Source organism: Pseudomonas sp. NPDC087804, from assembly GCF_044742965.1.
Taxonomy (GTDB): Bacteria; Pseudomonadota; Gammaproteobacteria; order Pseudomonadales; family Pseudomonadaceae; genus Aquipseudomonas; species Aquipseudomonas rustica.
This window is the reverse complement of sequence record NZ_JBIUVN010000001.1, coordinates 851,046-866,026: the sequence shown is the minus strand read 5'-3', so window position 1 is coordinate 866,026 and position 14,981 is coordinate 851,046. Positions and strand designations below refer to the sequence as shown.

The 14,981-nt window shown below is 56.3% G+C and carries 12 protein-coding genes; 10 read left to right on the top strand and 2 right to left on the bottom strand.

From position 1 onward, the window contains the following. Positions 1–113 precede the first annotated feature (113 nt). The 8 genes from ACIOMO_RS03815 to ACIOMO_RS03780 all read left to right on the top strand — a co-directional run bounded on the left by ACIOMO_RS03815 (position 114) and on the right by ACIOMO_RS03780 (position 6,934). Positions 114–962, top strand: a complete 849-nt coding sequence (locus ACIOMO_RS03815) for a transporter substrate-binding domain-containing protein (protein ID WP_053120514.1) — start codon at positions 114–116, stop codon at positions 960–962. 175 nt (positions 963–1,137) lie between these two features. Beyond that, on the top strand, positions 1,138–1,800 hold the full coding sequence (locus ACIOMO_RS03810; RefSeq protein ID WP_003225455.1) for an amino acid ABC transporter permease: 663 nt from the start codon (positions 1,138–1,140) through the stop codon (positions 1,798–1,800). 9 nt (positions 1,801–1,809) lie between these two features. Beyond that, complete coding sequence (locus ACIOMO_RS03805) at positions 1,810–2,472, top strand: amino acid ABC transporter permease (RefSeq protein WP_401238219.1); 663 nt, start codon at positions 1,810–1,812, stop codon at positions 2,470–2,472. Further along, positions 2,469–3,266, top strand: coding sequence for an amino acid ABC transporter ATP-binding protein (locus tag ACIOMO_RS03800; protein ID WP_401238216.1), 798 nt, complete (start codon positions 2,469–2,471; stop codon positions 3,264–3,266). Before ACIOMO_RS03805 ends, ACIOMO_RS03800 begins: the two co-directional genes overlap by 4 nt. Positions 3,267–3,297: 31 nt before the next feature. Then, positions 3,298–3,687: a RidA family protein gene (locus tag ACIOMO_RS03795; RefSeq protein ID WP_007912330.1), complete on the top strand. Its 390-nt coding sequence runs from the start codon at positions 3,298–3,300 to the stop codon at positions 3,685–3,687. 158 nt (positions 3,688–3,845) lie between these two features. Beyond that, positions 3,846–4,610, top strand: coding sequence for an IclR family transcriptional regulator (locus tag ACIOMO_RS03790; RefSeq protein ID WP_212550740.1), 765 nt, complete (start codon positions 3,846–3,848; stop codon positions 4,608–4,610). Between the two features lie 39 nt (positions 4,611–4,649). After that, the gene (locus tag ACIOMO_RS03785) at positions 4,650–5,864 is read left to right on the top strand and encodes an amino acid deaminase (RefSeq protein WP_401238213.1); all 1,215 of its coding nucleotides are present in this window, start codon (positions 4,650–4,652) and stop codon (positions 5,862–5,864) included. Between the two features lie 134 nt (positions 5,865–5,998). Next, on the top strand, positions 5,999–6,934 hold the full coding sequence (locus ACIOMO_RS03780) for a sugar kinase (RefSeq protein WP_401238211.1): 936 nt from the start codon (positions 5,999–6,001) through the stop codon (positions 6,932–6,934). A 102-nt stretch (positions 6,935–7,036) separates the two neighbouring features. On the opposite strand, the gene ACIOMO_RS03775 is transcribed toward ACIOMO_RS03780, so the two are convergent. Both ACIOMO_RS03775 and ACIOMO_RS03770 read right to left on the bottom strand, forming a co-directional pair. Then, complete coding sequence (locus ACIOMO_RS03775; RefSeq protein WP_007912322.1) at positions 7,037–7,312, bottom strand: peptidylprolyl isomerase; 276 nt, start codon at positions 7,310–7,312, stop codon at positions 7,037–7,039. A gap of 51 nt (positions 7,313–7,363) precedes the next feature. Next, a complete protein-coding gene (locus tag ACIOMO_RS03770; RefSeq protein WP_282357699.1) occupies positions 7,364–9,901 on the bottom strand; it encodes a PAS domain S-box protein in 2,538 nt (845 codons plus the stop codon). A 129-nt stretch (positions 9,902–10,030) separates the two neighbouring features. Between ACIOMO_RS03770 and ACIOMO_RS03765 the strand changes: the two genes are divergently transcribed. Together ACIOMO_RS03765 and ACIOMO_RS03760 are read left to right on the top strand one after the other, a co-directional pair. Then, positions 10,031–11,137 carry a PilT/PilU family type 4a pilus ATPase gene (locus ACIOMO_RS03765; RefSeq protein ID WP_401238209.1) on the top strand — a complete coding sequence of 369 codons (1,107 nt, stop codon included), beginning with the start codon at positions 10,031–10,033 and terminating at the stop codon, positions 11,135–11,137. A gap of 123 nt (positions 11,138–11,260) precedes the next feature. Next, complete coding sequence (locus tag ACIOMO_RS03760; RefSeq protein ID WP_401238207.1) at positions 11,261–14,977, top strand: hypothetical protein; 3,717 nt, start codon at positions 11,261–11,263, stop codon at positions 14,975–14,977. Positions 14,978–14,981 lie beyond the last annotated feature (4 nt).

The window sequence follows — 14,981 nt, the reverse complement described above, 5'->3', positions numbered from 1 at the left end:
TCAATCCATTGCAGATTCCTCGTAATTCCTGTGGCACACTTTCTGCTGTCTATTCCGTAGTAACAAATCGTGTTCCGGTATAGCGGAATAAACACAAATCTGGAGTGCTTGCCATGCATCGCCGTCCTTCCTTGTTTAAAGCGTGTGTTTTTGTTCTTGCAGCTTCATCCACCGTCATGGGGCTGGCCCAGGCGGCCGACAGCAAGCTCGACAGTGTTCTCGCCCGCGGCAAATTGATCGTGGGCACCGGCAGCACCAATGCGCCGTGGCACTTTCAGGGCGCGGACGGCAAGTTGCAGGGATTTGATATCGACATCGCCAGGATGGTGGCCAAAGGTCTTTTCAACGACCCGAGCAAAGTCGAGTTCGTGGTGCAGTCGTCCGATGCGCGGATTCCCAATCTGCTCACCGACAAGGTCGACATGAGCTGCCAGTTCATCACCGTGACTGCCAGCCGCGCGCAGCAAGTGGCGTTCACGCTGCCGTACTACCGCGAAGGCGTCGGCCTGTTGTTGCCGAACAACAGCAAGTACAAGGAAATTGAAGACCTGCAAGGCGCTGGCGACAGCGTGACCGTGGCCGTGCTGCAAAACGTCTACGCCGAAGAATTGGTGCACCAGGCACTGCCCAAAGCCAAGGTCGATCAGTACGACAGCGTCGATCTGATGTATCAGGCGGTGAACTCCGGCCGTGCCGATGCCGCCGCCACCGACCAGTCTTCGGTCAAATACCTGATGGTGCAGAACCCTGGCCGCTACCGCAGCCCGACCTATGCGTGGAGCCCGCAAACCTACGCCTGCGCGGTCAAACGTGGCGATCAGGACTGGCTGAACTTCGTCAACACCACGCTGCATGAGGCCATGACCGGTGTTGAATTCCCGACTTACGCCGCGTCGTTCAAGCAGTGGTTCGGTGTAGATCTGCCGTCCCCAGCGATCGGTTTCCCCGTCGAATTCAAATGAAAACTGCTGCGCTCGAAAATACTGCGTTGAAAACAGCCTCAAAATGCTCATTGACTGACGTCAACTCCGTTTTTTCGCCTGTTTTCGCCTTGTCTTTTCTTCGCTCGCGACGTTTCCAAATTGCTGAAGGAAGAGTGGGGCGATGCACGTCGCCCCGCTCAAGGTACTGCTGACCATGAACTATCAGTTGAACTTTGCCGCCGTGTGGCGCGATTTCGACACCTTGCTCGCGGGGCTCGGTCTGGGCCTCGAACTGGCGCTGGTGTCGATCGCCATCGGCTGCGTGATCGGCCTGCTGATGGCGTTTGCGTTGCTGTCAAAGCATCGCGCCTTGCGGGTGCTGGCTTCGGTGTACGTCACGGTGGTGCGTAACACGCCGATTCTGGTGTTGATTCTGTTGATCTACTTTGCACTGCCGAGCCTGGGGATTCGTCTGGACAAGATCCCGTCGTTCATCATCACTCTGTCGCTGTACGCCGGGGCCTATCTGACCGAGGTGTTCCGTGGTGGCTTGCTGAGCATTCCCAAGGGGCAGCGCGAAGCGGGGTTGGCGATTGGTCTCGGTGAGTGGCAGGTCAAGGCTTACGTCACCGTGCCGGTCATGCTGCGCAATGTCTTGCCGGCGCTGTCGAACAACTTCATTTCACTGTTCAAGGACACCTCGCTGGCCGCTGCGATTGCGGTGCCGGAGCTGACCTATTACGCGCGCAAGATCAACGTCGAAAGCTACCGGGTGATCGAAACCTGGCTGGTGACCACGGCGTTGTATGTCGCGGCCTGTTACCTCATTGCCATGCTGCTGCGTTACCTCGAGCAGCGTCTGGCGATCCGCCGATAGGAGGCTGCGATGTACGAATCTCCCAGTTGGTTAAACGAGTTGTGGATTGCCCGCGAGACGTTGCTGCAGGGCTTTCTGACCAGCGTGCAGGTGTCGGCGCTGGCGATTTTGTTCGGCACGATGCTCGGCGTTGTCACCGGTCTGGTGCTGACCTACGGCAAGTTCTGGATGCGCGCACCGTTCCGTTTCTACGTCGACCTGATTCGCGGCACGCCGGTGTTTGTGCTGGTGTTGGCCTGCTTCTATATGGCGCCGGCGCTGGGTTGGCAAATCAGTGCATTTCAGGCCGGTGCGTTGGGCCTGACTCTGTTTTGCGGCTCGCACGTTGCCGAAATCGTTCGCGGTGCACTGCAAGCGTTGCCCCGTGGGCAGATGGAAGCGAGCCAGGCGATTGGTCTGACGTTTTATCAGTCCCTTGCCTACGTATTGTTGCCTCAGGCGTTGCGGCAGATCCTGCCGACCTGGGTCAACTCGTCCACGGAAATCGTAAAGGCCTCGACCTTGCTCTCGGTGATCGGCGTCGCCGAATTGCTGCTCAGCACGCAACAGGTCATCGCCCGGACATTCATGACCCTGGAGTTTTACCTGTTCGCCGGTTTTCTGTTCTTCGTCATCAACTACGGCATCGAGTTACTCGGCCGGCACATTGAAAAGCGGGTGGCCTTGCCATGATTGAAGCTCCAGTTTCCAACCTTCAAAACGGCCAGCCGCTGCTGGATATTCGTGGCCTGCACAAACAATACGGCGCGGTCGAAGTGCTTAAGGGTGTCGACCTGAGCATGCAGCGCGGCAACGTGGTCACGTTGATCGGCTCCAGCGGCTCGGGCAAAACCACGCTGCTGCGTTGCGTGAACATGCTCGAAGAATTTCAGGGCGGGCAGATCCTGCTCGACGGTGAGTCGATCGGTTATGACGAAAGCAACGGCAAACGCGTGCGTCATGCGGAAAAAGTCATCGCTCGTCATCGTGCGATGACCGGCATGGCGTTCCAGCAATTCAACCTGTTTCCGCATTTGACTGCACTGCAGAACGTCACCCTTGGCCTGCTCAAGGTCAAGAAGATGCACAAGGACGAAGCAGTGGGACTCGCCGAGAAATGGCTTGAGCGCGTTGGCTTGCTGGATCGGCGCAATCACTTTCCCGGCCAGTTGTCCGGCGGTCAGCAACAACGTGTGGCGATCGCCCGGGCCATTGCGATGAACCCGAGCCTTATGCTGTTTGACGAAGTCACCTCAGCCCTCGACCCGGAACTGGTCGGCGAAGTGCTCAACGTGATCAAGGGCCTGGCCGAGGACGGCATGACCATGTTGCTGGTGACCCACGAAATGCGTTTTGCCTTCGAGGTCTCGGACAAAATCGTATTCATGAATCAGGGGCGAATCGAAGAGCAGGGGCCTCCCAAGGAGCTGTTCGAACGCCCGCAATCGCCGCGTCTGGCTGAGTTTCTGAAAAGCACGCGGTTTTAAATATTCACTTTTGTAACCAGGAGAAACACCCATGAGCATTACTCGATACGGCACCGGCAGCACCGCCGCTGGTGGCCAGCCACGCCCATTCGCCCGCGCCGTTGAAGCCGATGGCTGGCTGCACGTGTCCGGCCAGGTGCCGGCGGTGGATGGCGAGATTATTGTTGGCGGCATCGTCGAGCAGACTCACCAGACCATGAAGAACCTGATCGCGATTCTCGAAGAGGCCGGTTATGGCCTGGAAGATGTCGTGCGCGCCGGCGTGTGGCTGGACGATCCACGGGATTTCAGCAGTTTCAACAAGGTCTTTGGTGAGTACTTCAAGCCTGAGCACGCCCCGGCGCGGGCCTGTGTGCAGGCGAGCATGATGGTTGATTGCAAGGTCGAGATCGACTGCATTGCGTACAAGAAGAAGGCCTGATCAACGCCATGATCGTTCCCACGCTCTGCGTGGGAATGCCTCACGGAACGCTCCGCGTTCCAAGGGACGCAGAGCGTCCGGGGCTTCATTCCCACGCGGAGCATGGGAACGATCATTAGCGGTAAACTCCCGGCGACTTTGAATGGGAACCCACTGAAATGACCGAAGACACCATCAAACGCCGGGCCCGCGGTCTGGATCGGGCGTTCGATATCCTCGATTTCCTCAAGGAAATCGGCCAGCCGCTGCGCCCGAATGATATCGCCAACGGCATCGGCAGCCCGAAATCCACGGTCTACGAACTGGTTGCCTCGTTACTCGAGCGACGGATTCTGGAACCGGTGGGCAAGGACGGTCACGTCTATCTCGGCCGGCAACTTTACTTCCTCGGCCAGGCGCATTTGCGTCATTTCGACCTCAGTCGCGAGGCCGATCACGCCTTGCAGGAGATCGTCAGCCAGACCCATGAAACCGCGCAGATGTGCCTGCTCAACGGGCGCAAATACACCGTGGCATTGATGAAGGAGGGCGAGCGACATTTCCGCATTTCTTCCGACATCGGCGAAAACGCGCCCATCCCGTGGACGGCTTCCGGCCGTCTGCTGCTCGCGCATTTAAGCGATCAGCAGATCATCGACTTGATCGACGAAGACGATTACATCCTGCCCGACGGCGAGCGTTTGCCGATCGAGCTGTTTCTGGCGCAGATCCGTCAGGCCGGCATCGACGGATTCTTCTCTTTCGACAGCGTTGCCGACACCTTCACCCATTGCTTCGCCGCGCCCGTCAAAGACCCGCAAGGCGTGGCGATTTGTACGCTGTGCATCGTCGCCCCTCGGGCCGATGCGAAAAACAATTACAACGACTATCGCCGGGTGCTGATCGAGAGCGCTAACAGCCTCGCCCGACGAATCAACGAATAAACGCGGCCGCCTGCGGCCGCGAATGTGAGGAGTTCGACCATGACGACTGTCATCAATTCTGCTGTAGATAAAGGTGATGCGGCCCTCGGTGCCCATCTGGCGCGTGACGTCAGCCTGCCCGCGCTGGTGCTGCACCGCGAAGCGCTGGAACACAACATTCGCTGGATGCAGAAATTCGTTAGCGACAGCGGCGCCGAACTTGCGCCCCACGGTAAAACCAGCATGACTCCGGCGCTGTTCAAGCGTCAGCTCGACGCCGGCGCATGGGGCATTACCCTCGCCAGCGCGACCCAGACCCGCGCCGCTTACACCCACGGCGTGCGCCGGGTGCTGATGGCCAACCAGTTGGTCGGCACACCGAACATGGCGCTGATTGCTGATCTGCTGGCCGATCCGTCGTTCGATTTCTACTGCATGGTCGATCACCCGGACAACGTCGCCGATCTCGGCGCCTACTTCGCCTCGCGCGGCGTGAAGCTCAACGTGATGATTGAGTACGGCGTGGTCGGTGGCCGTTGCGGCTGCCGCAGCGAGCAGGAAGTGATCGAGCTGGCCAAAGCGATCAATGCGCAACCGGCACTGGCCCTGACTGGCATCGAAGGTTACGAAGGGGTGATTCACGGTGATCACGCGGTCAGCGGCATTCGTGAGTTCGCCGCGTCGCTGGTGCGTTTGGCCGTACAGTTGCAGGACAGCGGCGCGTTCGCGATTCCGCAGCCGATCATCACTGCCTCTGGTTCGGCGTGGTACGACTTGATCGCTGAGTCGTTCGAAGCGCAGAACGCTGCCGGACGTTTCCTCAGCGTGTTGCGCCCGGGCAGTTACGTTGCGCATGACCACGGCATCTATAAAGAAGCGCAGTGCTGCGTGCTGGATCGTCGCAGTGATTTGCACGAAGGCTTGCGCCCGGCGCTGGAAGTCTGGGCGCATGTGCAATCGCTGCCGGAGCCGGGTTTTGCGGTGATCGCGCTGGGCAAGCGTGATGTGGCTTATGACGCCGGTTTGCCGGTGCCGTTGTTGCGTTACAAGGCTGGAGTTGTACCGGCAGTGGGCGATGATGTCGGTGCGTGCAAGGTGACGGCGGTGATGGATCAGCACGCGTTCATGACCGTAGCGTCGGGCGTTGAACTGCGCGTTGGCGACATCATTTCTTTCGGCACCTCGCACCCGTGCCTGACGTTCGACAAGTGGCGCACCGGGTTGCTGGTGGATGAGCAGTTGACGGTGATCGAGAGCATGGAGACCTGTTTCTAAGGCTCAAGACCGCGTCGCGGCCATTCGCGAGCAGGCTCGCTCCCACTTTTTGGAATGCATTCTAACTGTGGGAGCGAGCCTGCTCGCGAAGAGGCCCGCCCAAACACCATCGAACGACCAGAGACACCGCCAACATGAACACCCTAAGCCCCCTGGGCCCCAACACCCCACGCATCGCCCTCATCGGCGAATGCATGATCGAGCTCCAGCAGCGCGCCGACGGCAGCCTCCAGCAAAGCTTCGGCGGCGACACCTTGAACACCGCCGTATACCTGTCCCGAGCCATGGGCGACAAAGCGCAAGTCGATTACGTCACCGCGCTAGGCGATGACAGCTTCAGCGACGCCATGTGCCAGATCTGGAAAGACGAAGGCATTGGACTGGCCATGGTGCAACGTCTGCCCGGTCGTTTGCCGGGCCTGTATTGCATCCAGACCGACGCCAATGGCGAACGACGTTTCCTCTACTGGCGCAACGAAGCGGCCGTCCGCGATTGCTTCACCACGCCGGCCGCCGAGCCGATTCTGGCCGCGCTGCCGGATTACGACGTGTTGTATTTCAGCGGCATCACCCTGGCCGTGCTCGGTGCGCAAGGTCGCGAGAAACTCATACAGACCCTGATCGAAGCCCGCCAACGTGATGCGCGGATCGTTTTCGACAACAACTACCGGCCACGTTTGTGGGCGTCGGTGGACGCTGCACGCGCTGCGTATCGCAGTGTCCTGCCGTATGTTGATCTGGCCTTGCTGACGGTGGATGACGAACAGGCACTGTTTGGTTTCGCTGATTGCGATGAGGTGTTCGCGACGTACGCGCAAATCGGTACGCCGGAAGTGGTGCTCAAACGGGGCGCTGAGGCGTGTCTGATTCGCTGCGAGGGCGAGGTGTCTGAAGTGCCGGCGCAGAAAGTTGAGAAAGTCGTGGATACGACGGCGGCGGGGGATTCGTTCAGTGCGGCGTATCTCGCGGCGCGGTTGATGGGCGGCAGTCCTGAAGAGGCCGCGCGGGCCGGGCATCAACTAGCCAGCCGCGTCATTCAAGTTCCAGGTGCACTGATTCCCAAAGACTGAAACACATCCCCCGTAGGAGCTGCCGAAGGCTGCGATCTTTTGATTTTGACTGGCAAGCAAGATCAACAGATCGCAGCCTTCGGCAGCTCCTACGAGAGTTGATCAATCGCGGTAAAAAACCTGCACCAGGTGATACCCGAACTTGCTCTTGATCGGCCCATGCACCGTGCGCAGCGGCTTCTTGAAGATCACTGCATCAATCGCGCCGACCATCTGCCCCGGCCGCACTTCCCCCAGATCCCCGCCGCGCTTGCCGGACGGACAGGTCGAGAATTTTTTCGCCAGCACATCAAACGCTTCACCCTTGGCGATGCGTTGTTTGAGCTGTTCGGCCTCTTCGGCGGTTTTCACCAGAATGTGGCGGGCTTGGGCTTTCATCGTGCGGTACCTGATAACGGGGTGACGGCGGGGCGCGGATTATGCCTCAAGTCACGGAGTTTGGCTGAGCATCGTGCGGATCTTGCTGGCCAGCAGTTCCAACGCAAACGGTTTGGCGACCATGTCCATACCGTCCTCAAGAAAGCCCTGACGTTCAGCGGCTTTTTGCGCGTAACCGGTCATGAACAACACCTTCAGCCCGGGTCGATGCTGTCGGGCAATCTCCGCCAGTTGTCGACCGTTCATGCCCGGCAGGCCGACATCGGTCACCAGCAAATCAATGCGCGAGTCGGATTCCAGCAAGGGCAGGGCGGACGTCGCGTCTTGCGCTTCATACCCGCGATAACCCAACTCTTTCAACAGATCGAGCACCAGCATGCGCACCGCCGGGTCATCCTCGACCACCATCACGGTCTCGCCGCTGGCCGTGGGGGGCGTAACGCTCACCGGTTCAACCTCGGCGGCTTGCAGTTCGGGCGTTTTCAGTCGCGGCAGATACAAACGCACGCACGTGCCTTGACCGGGCACGCTGTCGAGGCTGACATGGCCACCCGATTGCTGGGCAAACCCGTAAATCATCGACAGCCCCAACCCCGTGCCCTGACCAATCGGTTTGGTGGTGAAAAACGGATCGAACGCTTTCGAGCGCACAGATGGCGTCATGCCGGTGCCGTTGTCGCTGACCGCGAGCATCAAATAATCGCCAGCCTTGACCGGTTCCAGCGTGGTGATGTCGCTGCCATCAAGGTAAACGTTGGCCGTCTCGATCAGCAGTTTGCCGCCCTCGGGCATCGCATCGCGAGCGTTGATCACCAGATTGAGCAGGGCGTTTTCCAATTGGCTGACATCGGTGCTGACCGGCCAGGCATTGTCGGTCAGACGCAGTTCGAGCTCGATCGGATCGCCTTTGGTGCGGCGAATCAGGTCTTCAAGCGAATGCACCAGTTCGTTGACATCCAGTTTCTTGCGATCCAGCGACTGACGCCGGGAGAACGCCAGCAACCGATGGGTCAGCGCCGCTGCCCGGTTGGCCGACGACACCGCCGCTTCGGTGAAACGACCGATCTCGTCGGCGCGACCGTTGGCGATATAACGCTGCATCAGGTCGAGACTGCCGATGATCCCGGTCAACATGTTGTTGAAGTCGTGGGCGATGCCGCCGGTGAGCTGGCCGACCGCTTCCATTTTCTGCGCGTGACGCAATGCATCTTCGGCACGCTCACGCTCGAACATCTCGTTTTGCAAACGCTGATTGGCCTGCGCCAATTGCTCGGTGCGGGCGCTGACCCGTTCCTCGAGTGTCTCGTTGAGATTGCGCAGCGCTTCTTCGGTCTTTTTCCGCTCGGTTTCATCAATCACAAAAATATAGAAACCGTTGACCGCGCCATCCGGCCCGTGGCGCGGCACGTAATTCATCAGCGCGTGGCGCGTGCTGCCGTCGCGATGGGAGGTGTACAGGCTGAACGAGCACGACCGGCCCGCCAGTGCTTCAGCAATGTACGGCGCCCGCAGGAAATACGCTTCTTCACCGATAACATCACGAATGGTGCGCCCGAACAGCTCCTGCGGGGTTAACCCGTACCAGTCCAGATAAGCGGCGTTGTTCAGGCGAAAACGTTCTTCCTGATCGACATAGCTGATCAGGATCGGCATCGCGTTCATGATCAGTTGCAGTTCGGTCTGGCTCTGACGCAGCGCCTGTTCGGTGTGTTTGCGTTCGGTCAGATCCAGCGCGGCCCCGAGAAAACGCATGGGCCGGCCATGGTGATCCTTGTAGCAACGGCCTCGGGCAAACACCCAGCGCAACTCACCGTTGGGTTGCAACAGGCGGTATTCCTCGGCGTATTCGGTGCCGTGGGTGATGCAATGTTTGATGCTGCGGGCAACCATCGCGCGGTCTTCGGGGTGCACGCCTTGCAGATATTCGCTGATCGGCAACTGACTGGCACGTACCGGGTCGACGCCATGCAACTGCGCGAAATGCGCGTCGGCAATAAAGCGGTCCTCGCCAATGTCCCAATCCCACGTGCCAACCGCATCGGTTGCAGCGAGGGCCAATTGCAGACGTTCTTCGGTTTCCTGCTGGGCCTTCAAACTTTGTTCGGAGCGTTGCTGCAGTTCCAGGGCAATGCGTCGACGTTCATTGGTTTCGATGGCCGTGACCAGAATCCCGGCGACCTGCGCATTTTCATCGCGGATAGGGCTGTACGTCAGATCAAGCCAGAAGTCGGATTCCTGCCCGTCGCGTTGCAAGGTGAAACGCCTTTCACTGTAGGTGCGCACCTGGCCTTGTAGGACGGCGCTGTAAATCGGGTCAGTGAATTCTCTAAGTTCCGGCCATATCTGGTGTGCAGGCTGTCCGAAAGCGTGCGGATGCTTGTGGCCGGCGAGCAACGCGAAGCCGTTGTTGTAGATCTGCGTCAGTTGCGAGCCCCACAGCAGCAACATCGGCATGGGCGAGTGAATCACGATGTCCACCGCAGTACGCAGGCTCTGCGGCCAAGTGCCAGCGGCGCCCAACGGGCTGCGACTCCAGTCGGTGCGGGCAATCAGAGCCTGGGCGTCATCAGTGTTCGGTACAGCGTTCATCGTTGGATCCTGAGGTTCGGTCGGTGAGGCGGCGTCTACTATGCTTGCAGAACGGTAGACGCTATGGGGCCGGGCGCGTCACGCGGCGGCTCATTTCGATCATTCAATGCTTCGCGGGTGTTTTTTGCCATGGAAATCGATGCACTGTTAACTCAACTGGCCAGCAAACACGGCTCGGATCTGTTTCTGTCGACGGGCGCGCCACCCAGCGCACGTTTCGACGGCGTACTGACCGCGTTGAGCGATCAGCCGTTCAAACCCGGTGAAGTGGCTGCCATCGCCACCTCTTTGATGGACGCCGAGCAGCGCCGCGAGTTCGAACGGGATCTGGAAATGAACCTGGCGATTTCGCGTACCGGCGTCGGACGCTTCCGGGTGAACATCTTTAAACAGCGTAACGACGTATCGCTGGTTATCCGAAACGTGAAGCTGGACATTCCACGCTTTGAAGATCTGAAGTTACCGGCGGTGTTACTCGAGACGGTGATGCTCAAGCAAGGCCTGATATTGATTGTCGGGGCGACCGACTCTGGAAAATCCACCACGCTTGCGGCGCTGATCGATCACCGAAACCGTCACAGCACCGGGCATATCGTCACCATTGAAGACCCGATCGAGTACATCCACCGCCACCAGCGCTCGATCATCAACCAGCGGGAAGTCGGGGTCGATACTCGCAGTTTCCATGCAGCACTGAAAAACACCCTGCGCCAAGCGCCGGACGTGGTCATGATCGGCGAAATCCGCGACCGGGAAACAATGGAACACGCGTTGGCGTTCGCCGAGACCGGGCATCTGGTGTTGTCGACTTTGCATGCGCATAACGCCAGTCAGGCGCTGGAGCGGATAATCAATATGTTTCCCGAGGAACACCGCCCGCAGTTGTTGCATGCGTTGGCCAATAACTTCAAGGCATCTGTTTCACAGCGACTGGTCAAGACGCTAAATGGGCAAAGGCGCGCAGTGGTTGAAGTCATGCTCGGTACTCCGACCATTGCCGATTTGATTCGCCGTGATGAACTGGGGGAACTCAAAAGTGTTATGGAGAAATCCACCGAGTCAGGGATGCAAACGTTTGATATTGCGTTGTATCGATTAGTGGTGGCGGGCGCTATTAGTGATATGACGGCGTTGGAATATGCCGACTCAAATAATAATCTGAGATTGAAGCTCAAACTCCATACCGAATCGGTCGGTGCAAATAAACAACCTCCCGAGGCCTGGGATCTTCTTTGAATTGGTTTTTACGCACGTTCGACCTCATCTGAAATTTCATTTAATTGAATAATGGTTGAGGCTTGTTTTGTTCTGAGTAGGATTGGCTTCGATGATATAAATACTCGTAGTCAAGGGGCTCAAATGAAAGTTAGGTACAGTGCGAACCGCTATGCAATGGATTTTCTTTTATGTGCAGAGGCGGATGGCAAAGAGCGCAATTTAATTGCCCCAATGTTGAAAAAGTATACGGAAGGTCGCGAAGATGATGAGGCATTTTCCATGGTTGGCTCAACACTGCCTTTGGTAGTTGGCTCATCGTTGGAGTATGTGCATACACCTGTCAGAAAGATGCTGCTTGAGCTTGCGAATACAGAAATACTTAATAATCAATTTTCTTCACCCCATGAGTTTTATCGTGTGGAGATCGCCGCGAATGGTCATCTTGAAGCTATCGGGCCGATCGACAGGGTCGACATAACGGCGGCTTTGGCCAATAACCCGGACTTGTCCGAGCGCCTAAGCAGTCTGGCTGAGTTGATAAGGGAGGTAGGGCCGGAGATCTGCCTCGCTCCGGTCGTCAGGTACCAGCATTGGTTGAACTTTCACGGTCTTGTTATGCCGCAAACTATTGCTCAACTGAAAAATCTGCTGTTTTTCCTTGAGTGGTCGTGGCCTGCTTCTGACGACTTGGGGAACTATTGGGAACAAATAGCGGGTGGTGATGAAAGTACACCGGCTTTGACCGTTCCTCAATACGAGGAAATTCGAGCAGTTACCGCGCAACTATTGCCAGATGGGCAAAGCCTGTTGGACACCCTTTACCAAAATCGTGAAGCTGACCTTGTCGTAGACAAAGACGGTGCAAACGTTAATGAGGTGTTAGCAGGATTGCTGGCTGGAGACTATTCTCAAACACTCGCCACACATTACATTAATAAGTTGGACTGGTGCGGTGCGGGTGAGACTGAAACTGTTCATGAGGACGACCTCGCACAACTGCTTGCCACTGCACTCATACTGGATATTGACCCATCGTTGGGCAGCCAAGGGGAGCGCAATCACGTAGGCAATTATGATATCTATGCCCCCGTCATGGCTGCTGATCAAACCATTGAGACCGTTCGTTTCGGTTTGGAACAATGCCTCGTCGACGGTGGGCGAGTGTCCATTGAAACATCCTGTCTGGCTTCGCATTTGTTGTTGGCCTTCATGGCGCCCGCGCTATTGGTCAAAGATCTGCCGCAGAGTCTGTTGGTGGGGTCAATACATTGGTTGACGCTGACACAGGCAGTCGCACTGATCGAGATGAATGTCAAAGGCGCTTCACGCTTCATGACTTACGAGCAAGTCATGAAGTTTACGGATATGCAGTCGATTTGCCCGACCTTCGGGCAACTGCAGGGCATCGCCGCTATTGATCCAGTGATTGACTGGGCATTAATCAATGAAGTAATCAATCATGAGGCATTGGCGGATCCTTCCCAAAAAGCACAGGATCAAGCTTTGTCCGCATACGAAAACTACATGGTTGAACTGGAAGTTGCGGGAAGGGCATTTTCCACACCGTTGCCAAGCCGGAAGAAAATTGCACTGGCCGCGCTATTGAAAGTGGCACCCGGTTGCGATTTTCTGGAAAAGAGAGTGCTTCGTCCTTATCAGGACCGATCGTTGTTATTTCTGACGTCGCCACTTGATTTATACATTGAAGGCCGTTTGACCAATGACTGGAGTTTTCCAGATGATCTTCGTATTTTTGATCGGTATCCACAATTTAAAGCGCTGCCTTTAAATCAAAATATCTTTACCGCCAAGGTGCGGGAGTATCATAGCGATATCAATCAGGCTGTCTTCAATAGTATAAAACTTGGGTTGTCGGCGATGCCGTACGCTCATCGCAGAATATTTGAAACAAATGAATTGAGTTTTTTCACTGTTCGCTCGTTTGTGGGTGAGGAGAAATTTTTCGGCGACCCTGGTTTTACCGGCGGTAACGCAAGTCCCCCCGTATGGATGGAAACGCAGCGTAAGAGGGACCAAGCCACCGGGCGCTATGGCATTATTTTGTATGTTGCCATCGGTGAGGATGAGTATCTTTGCTATGAGATATTTTATTTGTCGGGAAGGTTTCAGCTTAACCAAAAGTTGGGGAGCATCATTTGGCGAGCGAAAGCGGATCAGGCGCCCGCCAGGTTGGAGTTTGGCGGGAAACTGGATGATTATTTACCCGCTACGCGCTGGTACGATTATCCACTTGATTTCAACGCCTATACAAAAAATGCAGAATCGAGCACTGGAGCGCTGGTGGATTCTATAGTCGACAAATTAGGCAGCCTTGCTGCGCCAGAGTTACTTTCCAATACCAAGATCAGCGGGTATCAATATTTTATCGATTCACATGCCAAAAAAATTGCTCAATTTATTGTCGATCATCACTCGGTCGCGACAATAGAAGAACTGACGATGGCGGCCACTGAATTGACTGCGAGCGAGGCGTCAGAAGAAAACAGAGAAAAAGTGCTTGGATATATCATCGATCTGGCTATTCCCTTTAAAAAATGTATTGAAGACATTTCTACCGGAGAACGGGACAAAATCGAGGAGGGGGCTTGGGGGTGTGCACTCGATGCGCTCGGCCTGATTGCCGCGGTATTGGGTGTTCCGGCGAAATTACTGAGTATTGCTTCGAAGTCTACTTCTCTGGTGACCAAAGCCGCCAAGCTGGCCAGGTACGGATTGACATTCGCGGTGGCCAATCTCAATCCATTGGACGGATTGCCAAGCGCGGCGTATCGAGGCTCGAAGTTCATTTTCAAAAGCGGTCTGCAACTCAGTGGTGAAGGGCTGAAACTGGTCGAAAAGGCCAGCTATAAACTGCGCCGGCTAAGTGGCAAAGCCAAATCCTACGACCTGCTTCAATGCACTCGCAGAACACCACTGGAGCTAGGCTCGTGGCGCCCGCGCAGCAATAGTGTCGAGGCCCTGGAGGTGTGTGTAATACGTCAAAACAAAAACGTTTTTGCCGTTAATCGTCAAGGTAGGGCGTGGGGTAAACGCTTGGCAAACTTCACCTTTGTACGGGCTCGGACACTTCCAGGCAGGCTGAGCAGAGCACTTCCGGTAAGTTTTGCTCGCCAGATCATTCAACGGAGCCTGCCTGCCGTGGTCAATAAAGTCGATCATGCACTGTCGGTGTTGGCAGCGACTCAGTTCAATCGGGAAACGGAAATGATCCTTAACCTGTTTTTAGGTTCGGGAAAGACCCGTGAAAAATTCGAGTCCTTTTTACAGGTGGTCAAACTGGATGTGGGTAACATCGCAGTCAGGAATTTCGTTCTGAGCTCTGTTCCCCTGAGTGCTGATCTCCTCAATTTGAGTCCGGACAACTACAACTCATGGAAGCAGTTAGGTGGAATAAACGATCAACCATTCATAGACGTTGCCAGTCAGCATCTGGTTGAACGATTCGCCTCGGCAAACTCCAATTACGGCGAAATTGCCGATGATCTGATACACGAATTTTTTCAAGCCAGAGTGAATAAAATCGATGCTGCGACGGCGCTCACAGGTATTTCAGGCCATTCCGGCGTGAACGTTGCACCCTTGTTGGACTTGGCCAGAGGTCGCCTGCTTAAAGACGACAGTCGCTACTTTGATAGTCGCCGGGCGACGCTTAATGCGGATTCCTATGCCATGGCGGTTGCACTGCTCAGCCAACTGGTTACGCATGAGGCGTTGGCGAAGGACAATTTGTACACCATTATCTCGGCGCTCGATAATTTCGCACAAACACCGATAGACATTGAGGTTCTGGTAGACCTGAACCCCAATGTTTTCGAAACGCCGATTATCAGCGCCTGACTGC